16 protein-coding genes and 1 pseudogene are annotated in these 23061 nt (G+C 72.9%); 9 read left to right on the top strand and 8 right to left on the bottom strand.

The genetic code is table 11. From position 1 onward, the window contains the following. Positions 1 to 94 precede the first annotated feature (94 nt). Positions 95 to 1222, bottom strand: a complete 1128-nt coding sequence (locus tag OG259_RS06660; RefSeq protein WP_443051925.1) for a PucR family transcriptional regulator — start codon at positions 1220 to 1222, stop codon at positions 95 to 97. 495 nt (positions 1223 to 1717) lie between these two features. Between OG259_RS06660 and OG259_RS06655 the strand changes: the two genes are divergently transcribed. The 3 genes from OG259_RS06655 (at position 1718) to OG259_RS06645 (ending at position 10194) form a co-directional block, all read left to right on the top strand. Next, positions 1718 to 3742, top strand: coding sequence for a flotillin family protein (locus OG259_RS06655; protein ID WP_328941362.1), 2025 nt, complete (start codon positions 1718 to 1720; stop codon positions 3740 to 3742). A gap of 96 nt (positions 3743 to 3838) precedes the next feature. After that, on the top strand, positions 3839 to 8740 hold the full coding sequence (locus OG259_RS06650; RefSeq protein WP_328941361.1) for a DNA repair ATPase: 4902 nt from the start codon (positions 3839 to 3841) through the stop codon (positions 8738 to 8740). Positions 8741 to 8841: 101 nt separating this feature from the next. Continuing rightward, positions 8842 to 10194 (top strand): FAD-dependent oxidoreductase, encoded by a 1353-nt coding sequence (locus tag OG259_RS06645; RefSeq protein ID WP_328941360.1) that lies wholly within the window; start codon positions 8842 to 8844, stop codon positions 10192 to 10194. Positions 10195 to 10204: 10 nt separating this feature from the next. On the opposite strand, the gene OG259_RS06640 is transcribed toward OG259_RS06645, so the two are convergent. Then, positions 10205 to 11242 carry a helix-turn-helix domain-containing protein gene (locus OG259_RS06640; RefSeq protein WP_328941359.1) on the bottom strand — a complete coding sequence of 346 codons (1038 nt, stop codon included), beginning with the start codon at positions 11240 to 11242 and terminating at the stop codon, positions 10205 to 10207. A gap of 117 nt (positions 11243 to 11359) precedes the next feature. Between OG259_RS06640 and OG259_RS06635 the strand changes: the two genes are divergently transcribed. From OG259_RS06635 to OG259_RS06625, 3 genes and pseudogenes are all read left to right on the top strand, one after another. After that, positions 11360 to 12262 (top strand): alpha/beta hydrolase, encoded by a 903-nt coding sequence (locus OG259_RS06635; protein WP_328941358.1) that lies wholly within the window; start codon positions 11360 to 11362, stop codon positions 12260 to 12262. 27 nt (positions 12263 to 12289) lie between these two features. After that, positions 12290 to 14119: pseudogene (locus OG259_RS06630) on the top strand (ABC transporter ATP-binding protein); the annotation flags it as partial. Further along, positions 14116 to 15849: an ABC transporter ATP-binding protein gene (locus OG259_RS06625; RefSeq protein WP_328941356.1), complete on the top strand. Its 1734-nt coding sequence runs from the start codon at positions 14116 to 14118 to the stop codon at positions 15847 to 15849. The pseudogene OG259_RS06630 and the gene OG259_RS06625, both read left to right, overlap by 4 nt. 60 nt (positions 15850 to 15909) lie before the next feature. Here OG259_RS06625 and OG259_RS06620 read toward each other — a convergent pair whose 3' ends face one another. Together OG259_RS06620 and OG259_RS06615 are read right to left on the bottom strand one after the other, a co-directional pair. Continuing rightward, positions 15910 to 17145, bottom strand: coding sequence for a serine hydrolase domain-containing protein (locus OG259_RS06620; RefSeq protein ID WP_328941355.1), 1236 nt, complete (start codon positions 17143 to 17145; stop codon positions 15910 to 15912). A gap of 252 nt (positions 17146 to 17397) precedes the next feature. Continuing rightward, positions 17398 to 17910 (bottom strand): RrF2 family transcriptional regulator, encoded by a 513-nt coding sequence (locus tag OG259_RS06615; protein ID WP_328941354.1) that lies wholly within the window; start codon positions 17908 to 17910, stop codon positions 17398 to 17400. A gap of 124 nt (positions 17911 to 18034) precedes the next feature. On the opposite strand from OG259_RS06615, the gene OG259_RS06610 reads away from it, so the two are divergent. Next, positions 18035 to 18781, top strand: a complete 747-nt coding sequence (locus OG259_RS06610; protein WP_328941353.1) for an SDR family oxidoreductase — start codon at positions 18035 to 18037, stop codon at positions 18779 to 18781. A 127-nt stretch (positions 18782 to 18908) separates the two neighbouring features. Continuing rightward, a complete protein-coding gene (locus tag OG259_RS06605; protein ID WP_328941352.1) occupies positions 18909 to 19514 on the top strand; it encodes a DUF998 domain-containing protein in 606 nt (201 codons plus the stop codon). 1 nt (position 19515) lies between these two features. Here OG259_RS06605 and OG259_RS06600 read toward each other — a convergent pair whose 3' ends face one another. The 4 genes from OG259_RS06600 to OG259_RS06585 all read right to left on the bottom strand — a co-directional run bounded on the left by OG259_RS06600 (position 19516) and on the right by OG259_RS06585 (position 22338). Beyond that, the gene (locus OG259_RS06600; protein WP_443051924.1) at positions 19516 to 20007 is read right to left on the bottom strand and encodes a hypothetical protein; all 492 of its coding nucleotides are present in this window, start codon (positions 20005 to 20007) and stop codon (positions 19516 to 19518) included. 62 nt (positions 20008 to 20069) lie between these two features. Next, positions 20070 to 21314, bottom strand: a complete 1245-nt coding sequence (locus OG259_RS06595; RefSeq protein WP_328941351.1) for a mannosyltransferase family protein — start codon at positions 21312 to 21314, stop codon at positions 20070 to 20072. Between the two features lie 141 nt (positions 21315 to 21455). After that, a complete protein-coding gene (locus OG259_RS06590) occupies positions 21456 to 21848 on the bottom strand; it encodes a hypothetical protein (protein WP_328941350.1) in 393 nt (130 codons plus the stop codon). Next, on the bottom strand, positions 21841 to 22338 hold the full coding sequence (locus OG259_RS06585; protein WP_328941349.1) for a SigE family RNA polymerase sigma factor: 498 nt from the start codon (positions 22336 to 22338) through the stop codon (positions 21841 to 21843). Before OG259_RS06585 ends, OG259_RS06590 begins: the two co-directional genes overlap by 8 nt. 314 nt (positions 22339 to 22652) lie before the next feature. Here OG259_RS06585 and OG259_RS06580 point away from each other — a divergent pair, with 314 nt between their 5' ends. Beyond that, positions 22653 to 23060, top strand: coding sequence for a YciI family protein (locus OG259_RS06580; protein WP_328941348.1), 408 nt, complete (start codon positions 22653 to 22655; stop codon positions 23058 to 23060). Position 23061 lies beyond the last annotated feature (1 nt).

Below are 23061 nucleotides of genomic sequence, written 5' to 3'. Positions count from 1 at the left end.
CCGCGTCAGCCGTCGGCTGCGCGGAAAGGGATTCCGCCGCCGCGCCCGCTGGGAGTCGGCGGTCGGAGCCGGTCCCGCCGCGGTTCACCGGGGGTCACAGTGGCTGCGTGGGCCAGTCGAGGAGTCTCGCGCCGATCACTGCCGTCTGGAGGGTGTAGCGCTGGACGGGGTCGGTGGGGTCCGACCCGGTGAGGCGGTGGATGCGGGCGAGGCGGTACGTCATGGCACGGACGCTCAGGCTCAGTTGGCGGGCGGCCTGGGCGCTGACGCATCCGGTGTCGAAGTAGGCGGTGAGGGTCTCCAGGAGGGGGCCCGCACCGCCGCGCGCCTCCTGGAGGGGGCCGAGCACGGTGCGTACGAGGTCGGCCATGGCCTGCCGGTCGCGGGTGAGGACGGGGTAGACCAGGAGATCGGCGGCGTACAGGACCGGTTCGTTCAGGTCCATGCGGGCCGCGAGTTCGAGGGCGTTGAGGGCTTCCTCGTAGGAGTGGACGACACCGCCCGGACCCGGATGGGGTCGGCCGACGGCGACCTGGCCGCCGTCGGTCGCGGCGTACGCCTGCTTGGCGAAGTGGGCCAGCACCTCGGGCTCGTCGGCGGGTGCGATGCAGATCAGCCGGCCGTCCTTGGTGGTGAGCAGGATGCGGCGGTTGCCGAAGCGGGCGGCGAGCGAGGCCTCGACGGTACGGATGACCTCGTAGCCGTCGCCGTACGACTCCCGCCCCTGGGCGACGGCCACGGCGTGGGCGTGCGAGAGGAGCAGCCCGAAGCGCTCGGCGCGTTCGGCTATCAGGCCGAGACCGCTGCGGCCGTGCAGCAGGTCGTCGATGAACTCCCGACGATGTGCCTCTTCCTGACGCACCGCCAGGTGCTGTGCCAGCTCGTGGCCTTCGGCGAAGGCGTCGACGGCCTGCTCGACAGCGCTCAGGAGATGCTCGGCGGCGCCCCGCGACAGGCCGGAGGCGACGTGCTGAGCGGCCGAGAGATGGGCCCGGACGAGGGCCCGTAGACCGATGCCGGCCTTCGCGGCCCGATCCCCGCGGGACCGCAGTGCCGCCCGTTCCTCACGGGTGAGCCTGCGGCCGGTCGCGCACACTCCCGTCAGGATCTCGGCGAACCCCTCCAGATGGTCCACCGTCGTGTCCTGCTCCGTCACGGCCCCTCCCGCCTCCCCCGACACGCCCTCGACGCGTTCCTGACGCGCGGGGATCAAGAGTGCCATGGCGCTCGCGGATGCCCTTCACCGGCATCAAGGAGGCGTCAAAGGCTGCCGGGTCGCGGCAATGACCGGACTGGTGTCGATGCGTCAGGGTGGGGGGACGGCAGGGCGTGGGCGGTGCCCCGGTGCCGGGACACGGAAAGCGTGAGCGGAGGGGGGAAAGCCATGGGCGGGCCTGCCAAGCTGTTCCCTGACGAACCCGGGGCCGCCACCGGTCCGTCCCTGCGTGGCTCGACTCCGTCCGTACGCATCGGAACGTAGTTCAGCCGGGTTCCCTCCTTGCCTTACGAGGCGAGGCGAGGCGAGCTGAGGCGCTCGTGCTCGCGGCCGGCGCTCCGGGCCGTGCTTCCCGGCCGCCTACTCGCGCTGCCCTCGCCCCCTCCTCGTGCTGCCCTCGTGCCGCCCTGGTGCCGTCCTTCGTGCCGCCCGAGGCCGCGACTCCCGCTTCCCACCGTCGACCTGCTCCCTCGACTTCCTCCACCGACACGGGGTTCTCTCATGGATTTCCTGACCGCGGGCCTCGGCGTGCTCGTCGCCGTCGTCCTGATCATCGCCGTCGCTCTGCTGTTCGTCGTCAGCCGGCTGTTCCGGAAGGTGGAGCAGGGCAAGGCGCTGATCGTCTCCAAGATGCGGAAGGTCGACGTGACCTTCACCGGACAGATCGTGCTGCCCGTCCTGCACAAGGCCGAGGTCATGGACATCTCGGTGAAGACCATCGAGATCTCCCGGACCGGCCGGGACGGCCTGATCTGCCGGGACAACATCCGCGCGGACATCCGGATCTCGTTCTTCGTACGGGTCAACAAGACCGTCGACGACGTCATCAAGGTCGCCCAGGCCATCGGCACCGAGCGGGCGAGCGACAAGGACACGCTGCAGGAGCTGTTCAACGCCAAGTTCTCCGAGGCGCTGAAGACGGTCGGCAAGCAGCTGGACTTCACCGATCTGTACACCAAGCGCGAGGAACTGCGGTACCGGATCATCGAGATCATCGGCATCGACCTCAACGGCTACAGCCTGGAGGACGCGGCCATCGACTACCTGGAGCAGACCCCGCTCGCCCAGCTCGACCCGGGCAACATCCTCGACGCCCAGGGCATCCGCAAGATCACGGAACTGACCGCCGTCGAGAACGTCCGCACGAACGAGTTCCGCCAGCACGAGCAGAAGGAGATCACCCGGCAGAACGTCGACGCCCGCGAAGCCATCCTGGAGCTGGAGCGGCGTCAGGCCGACGCCGAGATCAAGCAGAAGCGCGAGATCGACACCGTACGGGCCCGGGAGGAGGCCGAGACCGCCCGGGTGGTGGAGGAGGAGCGGCTGCGGGCACAGAGCGCGTTCCTCAGGACCGAGGAGCAGCTCGGCATCCAGCGGGAGAACCAGGCCCGAGAGGTGGCCGTCGCACAGAAGAACCGCGAGCGGGTCATCGCCGTCGAGAACGAGCGGATCGAGAAGGACCGTCTCCTCGAGGTCATCGCCCGGGACCGGGAGACCGAACTGACCCGCATCTCCGCCGAGAAGGAGGTGGAGTCGGAGCGCCGGGACATCGCCGAGGTGATCCGCGAGCGGATCGCGGTGGACCGCACGGTCGCCGAGCAGGAGGAGTCCATCAGGCGGCTCCGTACGGTCGAGGAGGCCGAGCGCACCCGGCAGGCGATCGTCATCGCCGCCGAGGCGGAGGCCCAGGAGAAGCTCGTCAAGGACATCAAGGCGGCGGAGGCGGCCGAGCAGGCCGCCGTGCACCGGGCCGCCGAGGAACTCACCCTGGCCGAGGCCCGCAACAAGGCCGCCGACATGGACGCCCGCGCCAAGATCCGCCTCGCCGAGGGAGTGCAGGCGGAAGCGGCGGCCGAGGGGCTCGCGGCGGTGCAGGTCCGCGAGAGGGAGGCCGGTGTCATCGAGAAGGCCGGCCGCGCGGAGGCCGAGGCCACCGAGGCACGGCTGCGAGCCGAGGCCGTCGGCACCCGGGAGAAGGCCCTCGCCGAGGCGACCGCGATCGGCGAGAAGCTGAAGGCGGAGGCAGCCGGTCTGACCGAGAAGGCGGCGGCGATGGCCGCGCTCGACGAGGCTTCCCGGGCCCACGAGGAGTACCGCCTCCGGCTGGAGGCGGAGAAGGACATCCGGCTCGCCGGGCTCGACGTCCAGCGGCAGGTCGCTGAGGCCCAGGCGACCGTCCTGGCCACCGGTCTGGAGCACGCCGACATCAACATCGTCGGCGGGGAGTCCGTCTTCCTCGACCGGCTCGTGCAGTCGATCGCCCTCGGCAAGTCCGTCGACGGCTTCATGGACCACTCGCGGACGGCGCAGGCGCTCGCCGGGCCCTGGCTGAACGGGGAGGGGTCCTTCACCGAGGACCTCACCAAGGTCCTGGGCTCCCTGACCAGCGCAGACGTTCAGAACCTCAGCGTCTCCGCGCTCCTGGCGAAGGTCATGAAGTCGGGCGTACTCGACGCGGGCGCCGGTGCCGGCAGCAGTGCCGGCAGCAGCGGCATCGGTGTCCTCGACGGCGCCGTCAAGAGCTGACCGCCCCGGGGGGAGCGGTCACGACGGGTCCGGTGCCGTGCGCGGGGGGCACGGCACCGGACCCCCTTCACCACCTTCACAGGGGAGCGGAACGGGATGAGCGCCGGAATCGACCAGGACACGTACGCCGTGCTGCGTGACCGGCTGGCCACGCAGGGCACCGAACTCGCCCGGCGCGCCGGGGAACTGAACCGGGCCCGCACCGCCGAGTACGGCTCCGGTGAGCTCGACCTCGCCGGCACCGGCCGACTGCGCACCGAACGGAACGCGGTCGCGCGGGACGTCGTCGCCGTCGGCGACGGCATTCTGCTCCTCGGCAGTCTCACGGCCGCCGAGCACAGCGCCGAGAGGCCGGTCGGTGACGTCTTCACGCTGTACGACCGCGACCTGAACGCGCTGGCCGCCGACGCCGTGCCCGGACTGCTCGACGACCCCGCCTTCGTACGGGAGTTCTCGGCGCTGCACCGCTACTTCAGGGGCGCCCGCCTGGTCCGGCTCCGCCGGGTGGAGGGCCGGCTGCTGGCCGTCTTCCGGGTCGGGGAGCAGGCCGAAGACCTCCGCGTCCTGCGGTGGTCGGTCGGTCCGGCCGGAGAGACGGCGTTCCTGGACGCGCGAGGGGAGCGCGATCACGTCCTGCCCCCCTCGTACGACGTCGACTGGGTGGGGACGACCCGGGACGACCACGTGCCGGGCCGGTACCCGCACATCTCGCTCGGCGGCCGCGCCTTCCTGTCCACGGCGGGCGGGACGCTGACGGTCAAGACGGAGAACGACACCGGGACGGGGGAGGGCGTCCACGCGGAGCCGGTCGACGAGCCCCTGCAGTCGCTGGCCGACGCCGATGTCGCGTACGCCACCGTGGGCCGTCTGCTCCTGGCCCGCGTCCGCCCGTACAAGGAGGAGACCGACCGCCACCTCGTCCTCAACACCCTGACCGGGACCGTCGTCAGGCTGGACGGCATCGGACGGGCCTGCCTGCGGCTCCCCGGGGACGAGGGGATCGTGTTCCCCGGCGGCTACTGCCTCTCCTCGGGCACCGTGAAGACCTTCGACACCCTGACGTCCCTCGACACTGCGAAGTCCTTCGACGCCGCGCACCCCTCCGCTACGGGGGCCGACGGGCCGGCCTTCGAGCGGGTGGTCCGTTCGCCCGACGGCGAGGACCTCCTCTACGTCTTCCACGACCAGAACGAGGGCCGCTGCCTCCTCCTTCCGTACAACCTCATCCGCAAGGAGATCGCGAATCCCGTCACCGGCAGCGGCTACGCCCTCTTCGACGACGGCACGATGACCGTGCTGCGGGCCGGCGACGGGGAGCCCGGCCGGCTCCATCCGGTGCAGATCTGGCGCACCCCGTACGTCGCCGACACCCATGCGACCGGCACGACGGACGGACCACTGGGACGCATCGGCAACGCGGATCTCGTCCGGGGCATCTCCGACTGCCTGTCCATCGCCCGGCAGGCCACCGAACCCACACCGACCGGCGAGGTGTACGAGGCGCTCGTCACCGCGTGCGCCCGCGCGGCCGACGCCCACCACTGGCTGGGAGCCCCCGAGGCCGGGGACCTCCGCACCCCGCTCGACGAGGTGCGCGCCACCGCCGAGCAGGTCCTCGGCGAATTCGAGACGGTGACGGCCCTCACCCGGCAGGCGGCCGAGGCCCTGGTGGAGGCGGGGCAGCGGATCGGCAGGCTCGCCCGGCTCGTCCGCGGGGAGGCTCCCACCACCGCCGAGGAATGGATCGCGCGGATCACCGAACTCCGCCGCGCCCAGGGGCGGCTGATCACCCTCAAGGAGATGCGGTACGCGGACACCGACGGCATCGACGCCCTCGCCCGGGACATCGAGGAGGACATCACCGCGGCCGCCCGGCGCGTCGTCGACTTCCTCCACGGCGACGAGGCCTTCACCGGCCACCACGCCGACGTGGAGCGGATCGAGGCCGAGGCGGGGGCCCTGACCGCCGTCGCCGCGACGGGACCCGTCGCCGAGCGGCTCGACGCGCACACCGCCGGACTGCGTACGCTCGGCGAGATCGTGGCCGGTCTCGACATCGGAGACGCGACCGTCCGCACCTCGATCCAGGAGCGGATCGCCGGAGTGCTGGGCGCGGTCAACCGGGCGAGGGCCGTGCTCACGGCCCGCCGCGCCGAACTCCTCGACGGCGAGGGCCGGGCCGAGTTCGCCGCCGAGTCCGCCCTGCTCGGACAGGCCGTCACCGCCGCCCTTGCGGCGTCCGACACCCCCGAACTCTGCGAGGAGCACCTCGGCCGCCTGCTGCTCCAGGTGGAGAACCTGGAGTCCCGGTTCCCCGAGCACGACGGATTCCTCGCCGACCTCGCCGAGCGGCGCACCGACATTCAGGACGCCTTCGCCGCGCGCGAGCAGTCGCTCAGGGACGCCCGCGCCCGGCGCGCCGAACGTCTGGCCGGCACGGCGGGCCGGGTCCTGGACGCGATCGCCCGACGCGCCTCCGCCCTGGACGGCCTCGACGACGTACACACCTACTTCGCCTCCGACGCCATGGTCGTCAGGCTCCGCCGGACCGCCGACGAACTCCGGGAACTCGGCGACCAGGTCAGGGCGGAGGAGCTGGAGGGCCGTCTCGCCGCCGCCCGGCAGGAGGCCGGGCGCGCCCTGCGGGACCGCGCCGACCTGTTCTCCCGCGGAGGCGACACCCTGCGGCTCGGCCGGCACCACTTCGCCGTCAACCGGCAGGCCACCGAGCTGACGCTCGTCCCGTACGGCGACGCCCTCGCGTTCGCGATCACCGGCACGGACTACCGCGCCCCCGTCCCCGACCCGGACTTCGCCGCCACCCGGCCGTACTGGGAACGCGCCCTGCCCTCCGAGTCGCCCGGGGTCTACCGCTCCGAGTACCTGGCCGCACGTCTCCTCGCCGAACACGGCGCCGACGCCCTGGCGGGCGCGGACCTGCCCGAACTCGTACGAGAGGCGGCATCGGCCGCGTACGACGAAGGCTACGAGCGGGGCGTCCACGACCACGACGCGGCCCTCGTCCTGGACGCCGTGCTCGGGCTGCGGGAGCACGCGGGCCCGCTCCGCCATCCGGCGGCGGCACGCGCGGCGGCGCAGATCTTCTGGGCGGGCCTCCCCACGTCCGGGGCCCGGGAGCAGTGGACCCGCCGGGCGGTCTCCCTGACCAGGGCCCGGGACCTCTTCGGGACCACCTCGCCCCTCGACGGCCTCCGGCGGGAGCTGGCCGCCGCGATCGGGGACGCGACGGCCGCCGCTTACCTCGTGGAGGAACTCGCCGCCGGAGGACGGGGCTTCGCCGTCTCCGAGACGGCACGCACCTTCCTGGACAAGTTCCGCAGGGCCGTCGGAAGCTCCGCCTACGACGACGACCTCGCCGCGTTCACCGACCCCGCCGCCCGGCGACAGCTCGTCGAAGGCTGGCTCGGCGCCTATGCCTCGGCCTCCGGCGAGCCGGTCGACGACGGCGTGCTCGCGGAGGCCGTCACCGTCGAACTCACCCCGGGCCTCGACCGCTACGAGGTGGACGCCCCCACCACGGCGACGGTCGGCGGGCTCCTCGGCACCCACCCCCGGGTCCGAGGAGGTGCGCTGCGACTGCGCCTGGACGAATTCCTCGCCAGGACGGCGGAGTTCGCCGCCGAGGACGTGCCCGCCTTCCGCGCCTACCAGCGGACCCGGGCCGAACTCGTCGCCGCCGAACGCGCCCGGCTGCGGCTCGACGAGTACCGGCCGCGCGTCATGTCCACCTTCGTCCGCAACCGGCTCGTCGACGAGGTCTACCTCCCCCTGATCGGCGACAACCTCGCCAAGCAGCTCGGGGCCGCGGGCGATGCCAAGCGCACCGACTCCCACGGCCTGCTGCTGCTCCTCTCCCCGCCCGGCTACGGCAAGACGACCCTGATCGAGTACGTCGCCGACCGCCTGGGCCTCCTCCTCGTCACGATCGACGGGCCGGCCCTCGGCCGGGCCACGACCTCGCTCGACCCGGACGAGGCGCCCGACGCGGCCGCGCGCCGGGAACTGGAGAAGATCGCGTTCGCCCTGGCCGCGGCCAACAACGTCCTGCTGTACGTGGACGACATCCAGCACTGCTCGGCCGAGCTGCTCCAGAAGTTCATCCCCCTCTGCGACGCCACCCGCACGCTCGGCGGCCACGACCTGAGGGGCAAGCGCTTCGCCGTCTGCATGGCCGGAAACCCCTACACCGAGTCCGGGCAGCGCTTCCGGGTCCCCGACATGCTCGCCAACCGCGCCGACGTCTGGAACCTCGGCGACGTCCTGACCGGCAAGGAGGAGGCCTTCGCCCTCAGCTTCGTCGAGAACGCCCTCACCTCCCACCCCGTCCTGGCACCGCTCGCCGGCCGCGACCCCGCCGACCTGGAGCTGCTCACCCGCCTCGCGGCGGACGACCCCACCGCACGCCGGGACCGCCTCGCCCACCCCTACGCCCCGGCCGAACTCGACCGCGTCCTCGCCGTCCTGCGCCATCTGCTGACCGCCCGCGAGACCGTCCTGGCGGTCAACGCCGCCTACCTCGCGTCCGCCGCCCGATCCGACTCGACCCGCACCGAGCCGCCCTTCCGGCTCCAGGGCTCGTACCGGAACATGAACAAGATCACGGCCCGCATCGCACCCGCCATGAACGAGGCCGAACTCGCCGCCGTCATCGACGACCACTACACCGCCGAAGCCCAGACCCTCACCGGCGAAGCCGAGACCAACCTCCTCAAACTCGCCGGACTCCGGGGCACCCTGACCGACGCGCAGGCGGACCGCTGGTCGGAGGTCATAGCCGCCCACACCCGCACCCAGAGGCTCGGCGGAGTCGCCGACGACCCGCTGACGCGGGCGGTCGCGGCGCTCGACCTGCTCGCCGACCGGATCACGGCCGTCGAGGCGGCGATCACCCGGGCCGCCGACCCGCGCCGCGCGGACCGACCCCCGGCACCCGCCCAAGCCCGTCCGGAAGGCGTCCGCGGGCCCGGCCGGGCCTGATCCCGCGCACCATCCGCGAGGAGACCGCAGGGGACCACGGGACGCGGGCCCGGACCACCCGGAGGAGAATGAGGGGGCGGAACGCCGCGTGGGAGGCCCCCGTGAACACGAGAAGCTCAGGCGGACCGGGGGGCCGCGCGGTCGTCGTGGGCGCGAGCATGGCGGGGCTGTGCGCGGCTCGCGTGCTCTCCGAGCACTTCGGCAGCGTGACGGTGATCGACCGCGACCAGCTGACCACGGACGCCGGCCGACGCCCGCACGTTCCCCAGGGCAGACAGCCGCACCTGCTGCTGCACGCGGGCACCCGACTCCTCGAAGGCTGGTTCCCCGGCGTGATCGAGGAGCTGTACGCCGGCGGGGCGACGCCCTTCGACATCTGCCGCGACTTCTACTGGCACCAGGGCGGGGGACCCCTGATCCGGCCTGCCACCCACATGGTCGGGCCCGTGATGTCACGGCCCTTCCTGGAGACGACCGTCCGCCGACGCGTCGCGAACCTCCCCGGCGTCACGCTCCGTGGCGGCGCCCCGGCCGAAGGGGTGCTCACCGGCGACCACGGGACCCGGATCACCGGCGTCCGGCTGTCCGACGGCAGCGCCCTCGACTGCGAGCTGCTCGTCGACGCCACCGGGCGGCAGGCCAGGAGCCTCGGCTGGCTGAAGGAGCTGGGCTACGGGGAGCCGCCCACCTCCGTGGTCACCGTCGACACCCACTACGTCAGCCGGATCTACCGCCGCGGCCGGCGGCCCGCGCGGGACTGGAAGGCGGCCGCGGTGATCGGGGCCCCCGGCACCAGGCGCCTGGCGATGGCCCTGCCGTGGGAGGGCGACCGGTGGATCGTGGCCCTGGTCGGCGTCAACGGCGAGCTGCCGCCGATGGACGAGGCGGGACGGCTCGCCTTCGCCCGTTCCCTGGACTCGCCGGTGATCGCCGACGTGATGGCCGCGTCGGAGCCCCTCGGCACGGCGGTCGGCCACCGGTTCGTCGCGAACCAGCGCCGTCATGTCGAGCACATGCGACGCCACCCCACCGGATGGGTCCTGATCGGCGACGCCGTGTGCAGCCTCGATCCCGTCCACGGACAGGGCATGAGCACCGCAGCCCTGCAGGCGGAAGCGCTGGGCCAGGCCCTGCAGCAGTCCCGCTCGGTCGACCGGACCTTCGCGCGCCGCTACTTCCGGGCCGCCGCCGGGTCGGTGGCCGTCGCCTGGTCCGTCACGGTCGGCAGCGACTTCGCGTACCCCGGCACCCGGGGCAAGAAGCCTCCGGGCACCGATCTGATCAACCGGTACATGAACCGGGTCACCCTCGCGGCGCAGCACGACGAGGCCGTGTGCGTGCGGTTCAGCGAGATCGCGGGCATGGTCCGGCGCCCGGAATGGCTCCTCACGCCTCCGTGCGTCCTGCGCGTGCTGCGTCTCTCCCGGCGGGGGCCGGCTCGCGTTCCCGCCTGACGTCTCCCCCTCAACCGTCGAGCAGACGCCACGCGGCGAGGGCGAACTGCGCCCGTAACAGCCCGGTGGGACTGGTCAGTTCGATCCCGAGGGCCTTGCCGAGGCGTTCGAGCCGTCCGGCGACGCTGCTGTGGTGCAGATGGAGCAGGTGGGCGGCCCGGCGCAGGGAGCCGGTGGCGCAGTAGGCGTCCAGCGTCTCCAGATCCTCCGGGTTGCCGGAGATGTCGGCGATGGCGGCGACGTCGGCGTTGTCGCGTACGGCCTCCTGCGGCACCTGCGCGAGGAGGGCCAGCGCCCCCAACTCGGCGTAGTGGAGGGCGGGTCGGCGGGCACTCGTGAAGCGGAGGGCGGTGCGGGCCTGCTCCCAGGAGCGGGCGGGTCCCTCCACGGCGCCGATGCCCGCACGGACGCCGGCCGGAAACCGCTCGGGGGCGACGACGGTGGCGGCCAGGATGACGCCGCTGTCGGAGAGCGGTGCCGCCTTCACCGGGCCGGTGGGACAGAGCAGGACGCCGACCTTGTCGAGCGGAAGGCGGGTGCGTACAGCGACGGCGCGCAGCGGCTGACCGGCGGGGAAACCAAGGAGGCGCAGGGCACGGGCCCGGGCCGCTTCGTCGGTGTCCGGGCTGACGACCAGTTCGACGAGGGCGGGGTCGGCCATGGTGGTGCGGGCCGGGCCGTACCGTTCGACGACCGTCGCGGTGGCGAGGGCGAGCCGGTCCAGGAGGACCTCGTCGAGGGGACTCGGCGCTCCGGGACGCTCCAGCCACACCGTGCCGATCTCCTCCTCGTCGAGGGTGATCGGCGCCGTGCTGGAGGTGGGCTGCGGAGGGCAGGGTGCCTCCCTCCCGTCCGGCGCGATGCGGACGACCCGTCCCGTGCCGTGGATCCCGATTCCGACCACGCACGCGGCCAGGCCCGCGGAGGACCGGGCGAGCGCGGGGACATCGACCCTGCGGCGCATCAGCGTGTCGTAGAAAGCGATGACGCGAATCGCGCCGTGGACGTGCGAGTCCAGGTCTGACAGCCGTTCGGACAGTGCCTCCATGGCTGGAGGATACGGCCCTCCGCACGGCAGGGGTGGCGCCGGTCGGCGCGCAATGGGGGCCGGATGCCCGACAGTTGGCGGGTGAACCAGGGGGCGGCCCGAGCGAGGATGGCCGGCATGGATCCCGAACTGGAAGCATTCGTCCCCCTGATCCCCCCTATCGATCTCAGCGACCCGCTCGCCGACCGCAGGAACTACGCCGCACGGGCCGCGGCTGCCCCGGCCTTCGACACCACGGGCATGGAGATCGAGGACCACGCCGTGCCCGTGCCCGGCGCGCCGGACGTCCCCGTGCGGATCTACCGGCCGCACAAGGCGGAGGGCGCCATCGTGTGGCTGCACGGCGGCTCCTGGGTCATGGGCGATGTGGACACCGACCACCCGTGGGCCTCCCGGCTCGCGGCCCTCTCCGACGTCGTGGTGATCTCGGTGGGCTACCGGCTGGCCCCCGAGCACCGGTTCCCGGCCGCCGTCGACGACGCCTACGCCGTGCTGACCTGGGCGGCCGGCCACGCGGCCGAACTCGGCCTCGACCCGGAACGGATAGCGGTCGGCGGCCACAGCGCGGGCGGCGGCATCGCCGCGGCGGTCGCCCTGCGGGCCCGGGACGAGCAAGGGCCACGGATCTGTTTCCAGCTGCTCAACCAGCCGGGGCTCGACGACCGGCCGGAGAACTGGACCAGAGGCCACCTCGCCGAGACGCTCGCGGGCGGTCACGTGCACGCCGCCGCGTCCTGGCGGCACTGGCTGGGCGGCGCCCCCGCCACCCCGTACGCCGCCCCGGCGCGGGCCGAAGACCTGTCCGGTCTGCCGCCCGCCTTCATCGCCGGCGCGGAGTTCTGCCCGTACCGCGACGTCGGCATCACCTATGCCCTCCGCCTGCTCCAAGCGGGAGTCTCGGTCGAACTGCACCAGTGGCCCGGCACCTTCCACGGCTCCCAGGCGATCCTGTCCGCCGACGTCTCCCAGCGACAGCTGGCCGAGGTCGGCGCGGTCCTGCACCGCGCGGTGGCCGGGTAGCGCGCGATGAACGAGCAGTCAGCACTGCCGCACGAAGAGCCCGCGGCGGCGGGACCCACCCTTGCGGGGCTCCTGCGCCCCCATGCCCGGAGCTTCGCCGCCGTCGTCGCTCTGCAGGTCGTCGGAGCCGTCGCGGGTCTGGCGCCGCTGCTCGCGGTCGTCGAACTCGGGCGCACGCTCCTCGCGCCCGGCCCGGCCGATCACGATCACGTCCGGTTCGTCGTGATCGCCGGTGCGGCCGGCATGTTCGTCCAACTGCTGTGCACGGCGGCGTCCTCCGGGATCGGGCACCTTCTCGACGGTCGGGTACAACTGGCGTTCCGTCGCCGGCTGGCCGCGCAGCTGGGGAGCGTACCGATCGGCTGGTTCTCCCGGCGCCGGACCGGTGAACTGGCCAAGGTGGTGGGGGAGGACGTGAGCGCCGTCCACCCGTTCATCGCGCACACCCCCGGTGAGCTGGTGTCCGCGTTCGTGGTGCCGCTCGTATCGCTCGTCTACCTGCTCACCGTCGACTGGCGGCTCACCCTGATCACCCTGATCCCGGTGATCCTCGCGGTGGCCCTGGTCCCCCTGATGATGACCCCGGCCCGGCTGCGCGAACAGGAGGAGTTCGACGCGGGCATGGGACGGATCACGAATTCCGTCGTCGAGTTCGTCCAGGGCATCGCGGTGGTCAAGACGTTCGGCGGATCCGGGCGCGCCCACGGCGCCTTCCGCGCGGCAGCGGACGAGTTCGTCGCCACCTTCCACCGGTGGGTGCACGGCATCTCCGGGATCGCCGCGGGGATGCAGCTCGCGCTGTCTCCGCCGTTCGTCCTCCTCGTCGTGCTGATCGGCGGTACGACGCTGATCACCGACGGCGGCCTGGCCCCCGCCGATCTGCTGCCCTTCCTGCTGCTCGGCCTCGGCCTGACGGCTCCCGTGGCCGCCCTCGGACACGGCTTCGACGAGATGCAGGCCGCGCGGCGTGCGGTCGGCCGGATCAGGGACGTACTCGCGGTGCCGGCACTGCCGGAACCCGCGCACCCGGTGGCGCCGCGAGGACACCGGGTGGAACTGCGGGACGTCCGCTTCGGATACGAAGCCGGGCACGAGGTGCTGCGCGGGATCGACCTGGTGCTCGAACCGGGAACGGTCACCGCGATCGTCGGACCGTCGGGGAGCGGAAAGTCCACCCTGGTCCAGCTGTTGCCGCGGTTCTTCGACCCGACCCACGGCTCGGTCCTTCTCGGCGGCGTCGACCTGCGCGAGCTGAGCGGCCAGGACCTCTACCGGACGGTGTCCTTCGTCTTCCAGGACGTCCGGCTGCTGCGCGCGTCGGTCGCGGACAACATCGCCCTGGCCGTTCCGCACGCCGACCTCGACGACGTGGTGCGCGCGGCCCGTCTCGCCGGCATCCACGAGCGCGTTCTCGAACTGCCCCGCGGATACGACTCGGTGATCGGCGAGGACGCCGGACTGTCGGGCGGGGAGGCACAGCGGATCTCGCTCGCCCGCGCGCTGCTCGGGGACGCGCCCGTTCTGGTGCTCGACGAGGCGACCGCCTTCGCCGATCCGGAGACCGAACAGGCGGTGCGCCGGGCCCTGGCGACGCTTGAGGGCGAGCGGACCCTGCTCGTCATCGCCCATCGCCTGGAGACGATCACGGACGCCGACACCGTCGTGCTGCTGGAGAACGGGATGATCGTCGAACGTGGTGCACCCGACGAACTCCTGGCGCAGGGAGGGAAGTTCGCCGCCTTCTGGCAATTCCACCGAGTGGCGACCGCCGACGCGTTCGCCACGCACGGCCCTTCCGGTGGCGATCGTGGTGCCGGGTCCCATGGTGACGTACGGCGAGGAGGCGAGCCCCGATGATTCAGCTGCTGCTCCGCGTCCTCGGACGCGAGTACGCCCGGCCGATGCGACGCACCCTGGCCTTGATGACGACGACCGCGGTCGTCGAAGGACTGTCCTACGCGCTGCTCGTTCCCGTGCTGCGGGCCCTCTTCGGCCCCACGCCGGAGGACGCCCGGCTCTGGCTCGTCGCGTTCGGGGCCGCCATCGCGGTCTACGCGACGCTGCGCTACCTCAGCGATCTGTCCGGGTTCCGCGTCGGGGCCTCGTTGCTGCGCGGCATGTACCACCGGCTGGGCGACCATCTGGCCCGGCTGCCCCTCGGCTGGTACGGCGCGGGCCGCGTCGGCGAGGTGTCGGTCCTGGCGGGCAGTGGTGTCCTGCAGGCGATGGGGGTGATCGCGCATCTGCTGGCGCCGTTGGTCTCCGCCTCGGTGACCCCGCTGACGATCCTCGCCGTGATGCTCGCCTTCGACTGGCAGCTGGGGCTCGCCGCGGCGGCCTTCGTTCCCCTGGTGGTGGCGATCCAGATCCTGACCGGGCGCGCGATGGCCGCCGACGACGCCGAGCGCGCCGAGCGCGACCACGAGGCGACCGGGCGGGTCGTCGAGTATCTGCGGGCCCAGCCGGTGCTGCGGGCCGGCGGCCGTACCGCCGAACGCTTCCGGCTGCTCGACGAGTCGCTACGGGAAGTGCGACGGGCCTCCCGCCGCTCCACGTTGTCGGCGCTGCCCGGCGTGGTGGGCCTGACGCTCACGGTGCAGGCGATGCTCACCGTGCTGCTGGTCCTGGGGGCCCACCTCGCGCTCGGCGGACACGTCGGCGTGGCGGAGGTGCTGACGATCCTGGTCCTCGCCGCCCGCTGCGCGGGTCCACTGCTCTCCCTGACGGACATCGGCGGCAAACTCCGCGGCGCGCGTTCCGTACTGGCGAGACTGGACGAGGTCCTGCGCACCGAGCCGCTTCCGGAGCCGCCCGAACCGGTCCAACCGGCGGGCCACGACGTCGAGTTCGAGGCGGTCACCTTCCGGCACGGGGACCGTACGGTGATCGACGGAGCGTCGCTGTCCGTGCCCGCGGGCCGGCGGCTCGCCGTGGTCGGCCCGTCGGGTGCGGGCAAGAGCACCCTGCTGCAGCTGGTCGCACGGTTCCACGACGTCGACGGGGGCGCGGTGCGCGTGGGAGGCGTGGACGTACGCTCCATCGCCCCCGAGGAACTGATGGAGCGGATCGCCATCGTCTTCCAGGACGTCCGTCTCTTCGACGGCACCATCGAGGAGAACGTACGTCTCGGCCGTCCCGACGCCGACGAGGCCGAAGTCCGGGCGGCGGCCGCCGCGGCACGCCTTGACGAAGTGATCGAGCGGCTGCCCGGCGGGTGGTCGGCCCATGTGGGCGAGGGCGGAGCACTGCTGTCCGGCGGAGAACGCCAGCGGGTCTCGATCGCGCGAGCACTCCTGAAGAACGCGCCCATCGTGCTGCTCGACGAGGTGACGTCCGCACTGGACCCGGTCAACGAGGCGGCCGTCCACGAGGGAATCGAGCGCCTGATGGCGGGCCGGACGGTGGTGATGGTGGCGCACCGCGTCCGCACGGTCCGCCGTGCCGACCACATCGCCTTCCTGGACGGCGGCCGGTTCGTCGAGGAGGGCAGCCACGAGGAACTGCTGCGCCGCGGCGGCCGCTACGCGGACTTCTGGAAGCTCTCCCAGGCAGGAGCGGCGAGGGGCGCGGGTCGGATGGGCGCCTGACCGCGCCGGAGCCCGGCCGGGTCTTCTCGGCCGGGCTGTCGGGCCGCCGGTGGGCGGGGGTCAGCCGAAGTCGGGGATCGGGTGGTCCGGGGCGAGTGCGGCGGCGATGCGCCGGGCGATGGTGTGGGCGCTGTGGCCGGCCCGGGCGGTGGGGCCGTTCGTGGTCGAGACGGCGATGGCCAGGCGCTTCGACGGGAGGTAGGCCTGGGAGGCGGAGTAGCCGAAGAACAACGGGTGCTGCGCGACCCAGTCACCCAGGACGAGCAGCCCCATGCCGTAGTGGGTGGCTTCGGTGTTCGCCAGGCAGACCGTCGCGGGGCACGTCTTGGTCGGCTTGCCCAGGCCCACCGTCCCCGGGTTCAGGAGCTCCTCGTACGAGGCCGGGGACACCAGCTCCCCCGATCCGATGCCGGCGGCCGAGCGGGCCAGGTCGCAGATGTCGGTGGTCTGCACCGCGCCGGGCGCCGTGGTCCACGAGGGGTTCCAGAAGGTGGACTCCTCGTACGTCCCCCGTTCGGCGGTGAAGGCGTGCAGGACGGGCTCGGGGATGTCGGGCGTGAAGCTGTTGCGGGTCTCGCGCAGTCCGAGCGGGCGCAGGACCTCGTGCCGGAGCAGGACGTCGAGGCGGGTCCCGGTGATCTTCTCCAGGGCGGCGCCGAGCAGGACGAAGTTGGCGTGCGAGTAACTCCAGTTGGTGCCCGGCTCGTACCAGCGCGGATGGCTCGTCGAGAGTGCGACCAGTTCCTTGGCCGTCCACTGGCGGAACGGGTTCGCGTAGACGCTCTCGCCGAACCCGGCGGCGGTGACGTAGTCGACGAGCCCGGTGGTGGACGCGGCCAGCATCCGCAGGGTGATCCTGTCTCCGTCCTCGAGGTCCGGAAGCCAGCGCGACACGGGGTCGTCGAGACGGACCTCGCCCTGGTCGACCAGGCGCAGCAGCGCGGTGCCCAGGTAGCTGATGGCGATGTTGCCGTTCCGGAAGTGCATGGCGGGGACGGCCGGCACGCCCGTCATCGACTCGCCGAGCGCGGTGGTGACGACCTCGCGGTCGCCGTCCGTGACCCGCACGATCACGGACTTGAGGCCCATCTCGGCCTTGGCCCGCTCCGCGATCCGTAGGACGTCGCGTGCCGGGCCGCGGTCGGGCAGCCGGGAGGCGACGCAGGGCCGGCGGTCGTGACCGTCGCCGCCGGTGGGGCCGCCGAGGGCCGTGACCGGGGAGCCGAGCGCGAGGAGTGCGGAGAGCGCGGTGACCGTGGCGGCGCGGGTCCGGAAGGGGGAGCGAGCTGATCTCATGGCGGGAGTATTGGCCGCGACGTACCCGCCCGGCGGCGGAGGCGTCGCCGACCCGCCCCCATGTCACCCGTCAGGCCCGCGCGTGCGGGCCTGCTCGGAGGGCGGTGGGCGGGCGGTCTCGGCCTCGGGTCCGGGAGACGCCGGTCTCGGCCTCTGGGGACGCCGGTGCCCGTCTCGGGTCCGGGAGACGCCGGTCTCGGCCTCGGGATGCGGCGGTGCCCGCCTCGGGTCCGGGAGGCGTACGTTCTTGCTTCAGGTGCGGGAGGCGTCGGTGCCCGCGGCCGTGTCCGTGCCGGCGGTCAGCCAGGAGCCGATTCCCGGGAGTGCGTCGGGCCCGCTCTCGCCCTCCACCGTCGTGACGAGATCGGCGATCGTGGTGCCCGCGAGCGAGGCCCTCCACGCGGCTTCCGCGGCCCCCATGGCCCGGGCGATCGGGCAGGGCTTCGTGCACTTCTCCGGCGGGGTCGCCAGCGGTCCGCGCTGCCGGATCTCGGTGCAGACGAACGCCGGGTCGGGCCCGTCGACGGCCTGCACGACGTCGAGCAGGGTGATCTCGGCGGCCTGCCTGGTCAGCACGTACCCGCCGGTCTTGCCCTGGACGGATCGCACGAGACCCGCCCGCGACAGCGCCTGCATCTGCTTGGCCAGGTAGCTCGGCGACACGTCGTGCAGCTGCGCGAGCCGGGCCGCGGGCACCGGTCGGCTCGCCGCCGTCAGGACCACACAGCAGTGGAGCGCCCACTCCACGCCACCGGACAGTTTCATGTCGCCTCCCCCTTTGACTCGGACACATACTATCCGAGTATCATCTCGGACATCGGGTATCCGAGTTTGAGTCCCGGGGTTCCGTGCCCCGAGGGCATGACCGGCCCACGAAGGAAGGCACACCATGAAGATCACCGTCATCGGCGGCACCGGCCTCATCGGCTCCCAGGTCGTCACCGTGCTCCGGAAGGCCGGCCACGACGTGGTCCCGGCGTCCCTGTCCTCGGGGGTCGACCTGCTCACCGGCGCCGGCCTGGACGAGGCCCTCGCCGGCGCCCACACGGTCATCAACGTCAGCAACTCCCCGACCTTCGACGACCGCTCGCTCGACTTCTTCCGCACCACCGTGGGCAACCTGCTCGGCGCAGGCGAGCGGGCGGGCGTGCGCCACCAGGTCGCGCTGTCGATCGTCGGCGTGGAGCAGGTCCCCGACCTGGACTACTACCGCGCCAAGGTGCTCCAGGAGGACCTGCTGCGCGACGGCCCCACCCCGTACTCGATCGTCCGCGCCACCCAGTTCTTCGAGTTCATGGACGCCGTGATGTCCTGGACCGCGACCGACGGCGAAGTCCGTCTCCCCGCCACCCCGCTGCAGCCGATCGCGTCCGCCGACGTGGCCGCCGCCCTCGCCGACGTCGCCGTCGGGGAGCCGCTGAACGGCACGCTCGACGTCGCCGGGCCCGACCCCCTCGCGCTGGACGAGATCGGTCGGATCACCCTGGCCGCCCGCGGTGACGGCCGCGCCGTCGTCGTCGACGACCAGGCGGGCATGTTCGCCGCCGTCCGCGGCGACGTCCTCACCCCCGGGCCCGGCGCGCGCCTGGCTCCCACCCACTACCGCGACTGGCTGAGCACCACCCTCGCCGGCTGACCGGGACCGGCAGCCGTTCGCGAGCGCCGCATCGTCCGCCGGCCGGGCACTCGGCCTCCGAGGTGAACGTCGCGGCCGGACGGCTGGGTGCGCGGTGGGGGAAGGGTGCGCGTCCTACGGTGGGTCGATGCGACCCGTTCCCAGGTGGGCCCTGTTGTCCTCGGGGTGTGCCCCGATCCTGCTGGCCGGCGGCTGGACCGTCGCGGCGCTCCTGGAGGGGCCCGCCTACGACCCCGTCACCCAGACGATCAGCGTCCTCGCCGCCTACGGGGCCGCGGGGTCCTGGGTCATGACCGGAGCCTTCCTCGCCCTGGGGGTCTGCCACCTCCTCACCGCCTGGGGGCTGCGGCCCGCCGCGCCCGCAGGGCGGGTGGCGCTCGCCGGCGGTGGCGTGGCGGCGCTGGTGGTGGCATGGGTTCCGGCGCCGAGCAGTGGGGGGTCCCTGCATCACGGGGCGGTCGCCGTGGTCGGCTTCGCGCTGCTCGCGGTGTGGCCCGTGCTGGCCGTCGAACGCGGTCGCGGCGCGCCCTGGGGGCTGCGGATCGCGCCCTCCGTCGCCGTGACCGCGCTGATGGGCCTCGGCGCGCTCTGGTTCCTCGTCGAGCTCAACCGGCAGGGCTCCGCCGGTGTCGCCGAACGACTCGTGACCTGCGTTCAGTCCGCGTGGCCCCTGGTCGTCGTCGCCTCCTGCCTCCGTCAGGCCGACGGCGAGGGTGCCACGCCGACCGGATGAGCTACCGCTCCGCGAGGACGTCGTTCCCCGGTGCCCGCCGATGCGAGCGAAGCGCGAGGGCGCACCAGACGGTCGCCGCGATCAGCGCGGCCGCCGCCATCGCGACGACCAGCGGCGCCTCGGGGCGCCAGCCCAGGGAGAGCCGGGTGCCGGCGTAGGTGAGCGCGGCCGCGATCCGTCCGGGTGCGTAGACGAGGATCCGGGCGGCGGCAGCCCGCAGGACCGCCGCGACCGCGACGCCGATCGCGGCCCACGCGGCCAGGTACGGCCACAGCGCGCCGGGAGCGGCGGGCGGAAGCCCGTACTCCTCGGGTCCGATGCGGAACAGGGCGGTGGCCCAGCCCACCGCCACCGCGCCGGCCGCGATGCCCACCACCCACAGCGCGTGGCGCCACAACGGACCCGGGCGCAGGGCCTCTTCGTCGCTGTCGGGGCCGGAGGGGTCGGAGAGGCCGGTGGGGTCGGAGGAGTCGTATGCGAAGGGCTCGGTCACGCCCCCTAGGACGCGGTGCTGCGGGCCGGGGTTGCCTTCGGCGTCTCAAGGTCATCGGCTCGTCAGCCGGCCCAACGCCCTGTCAGGAAGGTGACGGCGAACAGCGTCGACAGGGGCGCGGCGAGACAGAGGTACGCGGTTCTGAAGCGGGGTGCGCGCAGGCTCCAGGCGGCGAGCGTGATCCACAGCGGCCACCACAGGAGGGTGGCCCGGGGGACGGACTGGTACCAGTAGGACGTGCCCAGGGCCCACAGGCTGAGCCCGACGTAGGCGGCCTCGGGCCACCGGCGGCGTCGGATCAGGAGAGCCGTCAGGATCAGTCCGATCACCATGGCGAGCAGTTCGGCCTGGAACATGAAGGCGTAGCCGGTGGTCTGGACATGCCCGAACGCGGACTCCCAGGTGGTGCTCCAGGCGTCCCAGGGAGTGTGGAACCGGCGGTACCACCCGCGCTCCTGGGCATGCTTCCAGGCCATCCAGTCGCCGGTCCGCGACTGTAGATACCAGGTGTAGAGGAGCGCGGGCAGGGCCGGAAGGGCGAGCCAGGGCAGCGGGCGCCGGTCGGCGCGGGTGCGGGCGGTCAGGACGAAGTGCAGGGCGAGGGCGGCGGCGAGGAAGAGACCGCTGACGCGTACGGCCGTGGCCAGGGCGGCCAGTGTGGCGGCGAGGGGCCAGTTGCGGCGGTGGGCGGCGAGCCAGGCGGGCAGGGCGAGGGCGAGGAAGAGCGACTCGCTGTACCCGGCGGCGAGGAAGACCGCGCACGGTGAAAGCAGCAGGAGCTGTGCGGTCCGCCGGCCGGCCCTCGGGTCGGGCAGATACAGACGCGCGACACGTACGAGCGCCAGAACGGCGATGCCCCCGGCGACGAACGAGATCAGCAGACCGGCCGCGGTCCAGTGCGGAACGACGGTGTGCACGGCCCGCAGGGCGAGGGGGAAGCCGGGGAAGAACGCCTCGCGGTTGTCCCGGTCGACGTCCCCCGGACCGTTTCCGGTGGGGAAGTAGCCGTCGCGCGCCACGTTCAGGAAGTGCCCCCAGTCCCATCGTTCGAAGGGCGCGAGGACGGGGCCCGCGTCGCGCGTGCCGGCATCGGCCGGGAAGAGCCACCGCGCGCAGTAGGCGGTGGTCCACAGGGCGGTGCGCGTGAGCAGATACAGCCACAGCACGTCCCGGTCCTCGGCGCTCGGCCGCAGACGGCGGCCGACGCGGCGCACATCGTCGGTGCGGGGGACGCTCGACGCCGGGCGGGACCGGGGCCGGGGGAGCGGCGGCGCCTCTCCCCGGGACCTGGGGGATATCACAGACATAAAGGACCTTCGTAGGTGTGGGAAGGCATGGCGGATCGCGCGACGGCGGCACGTCGCGATGAAGGGCGGCGCAGGTCAGGGGGTGTGGCGGCGCAGGTCAGGGGATGTGGTGGCGCACGTCAGTGGGTGTGGCGGCGCAGATCAGGGGGGTGTGGTGGTCACGCGGCCGGAGGGCTGCGTCGCCGTGGCCGAGGGATCGCCGGGGGTGCCCTCGCGGGTGGGGGAGGTCGGCGAAGTCGTACTGGTCCGCGGCGGCAGGGTGGTCTCACCGGGATGCGGCGCGTCGGGCGAAGGGCTGGTGGCGGGCGCGACGGGAGCCGGCGCGTCCGACAGCAGAGCCGCCGCGGTCATTCCGCCACCGGCGAAGAGCAGGCACGCGGCGCCCGCCGCGACGGCGACCCGGCGCCGGTGCGCGCGCCGGGCGCGTTCGGCGATGCGCGCGACCGGCACGGCCCGGGTGCGGGACTGCCCGGCGGCGGCGGCCTGCCGGAACATCTCACGAAGGGGGTCCTGGGGTTCCTGGGGGTCAAGCACCGGGGTCCTCCTCAAGGTTCCGGGGCTGCAGACGATCGGCGAGGGCGACCCGGCCGCGGACCAGGTGCGTCTTGACGGTGCTGGCGGACTGTCCCGTCTCGCCGGCGATCTGTTCGACGCTCAGATCGCACAGGTAGTGCAGCGCCACCGAGCGGCGCTGCTGGGCGGGCAGGTCCCGCAGCGCGTCGATGAGCACCACGTGCTCGGGACCCGGTCCCTCGACGGGCGGTGGAGCGCCCGCGCGGTCCCAGGCGTCCGAGGCGCGCCTGCGGAAACGCCAGCGGCTCACGGCCATGCGCCAGGCGACCGTTCGGATCCACGCCTCCGGCTGCCCGTCGCGATCGAGCTGCCGCCGCCGACTCCATCCCTTGACGAACGCTTCCTGTACGACGTCCTGAGCCTCGTGCAGATCGCCCAGCATCACGTACAGCTGCCCCGTGAGTCGCGCGACCGCCTGCTCGTAGAACGCCTCGAACTCCTCAACGGTCAACACTCACTCCCGGATCTTTCGCTTCACCACGCATACGCCCGGGACCAGCCGTCCGGTTGACACGGCCCGTCGATCGGCGGAGTGACGGTGATCACGGAACCGAACGGAGCGGACACGCGTCCCCGGTCCGGCCATTCCACCAGCTCCGGACCGGGGACACCGCGGCGGCACACGACGTCGTTCGGCCCGGCCGCGTCCCGCTCATCCATGAGAGCTAAAGAAACCTGGACGCCGATGTCGAGAACCGGCGACCCGCTCCGTCCCCGGGGTGGATGTGACCACAATGGGTCGCACCGGCACCGAGGAGAACCGTCATGGCCAAGTACCTGCTGCTGAAGCACTACCGAGGCGCTCCGGCCGCCGTCAACGACGTACCCATGGACCAGTGGACGCCGGAGGAGATCACGGCGCACGTGAAGTACATGTACGACTTCGCGGACCGCCTCAAGGAGACCGGCGAGTACGTCGACGGCCATGCGCTCTCCCCGGAGGGCACCTTCGTCCGGTACGACGGTGAGGGACGGCCGCCGGTCACCGACGGCCCGTTCGCCGAGACGAAGGACGTCATCGCCGGCTGGATGGAGATCGACGTCGAGACCTACGAGCGGGCGCTCGAACTGGCCGGCGAACTGTCCGCGGCGCCGGGCGCGGGCGGAAAGCCGATCCACGAGTGGCTCGAACTGCGCCCCTTCCTCTCCGCGCCGCCCACCATCACGGAGTGAC

Source organism: Streptomyces sp. NBC_00250 (genome assembly GCF_036192275.1).
In the GTDB taxonomy this organism is placed as follows: Bacteria; Actinomycetota; Actinomycetes; order Streptomycetales; family Streptomycetaceae; genus Streptomyces.
The sequence above is the reverse complement of the archived record's forward strand: the minus strand, read 5'-3'. Positions and strand labels throughout refer to the sequence as shown.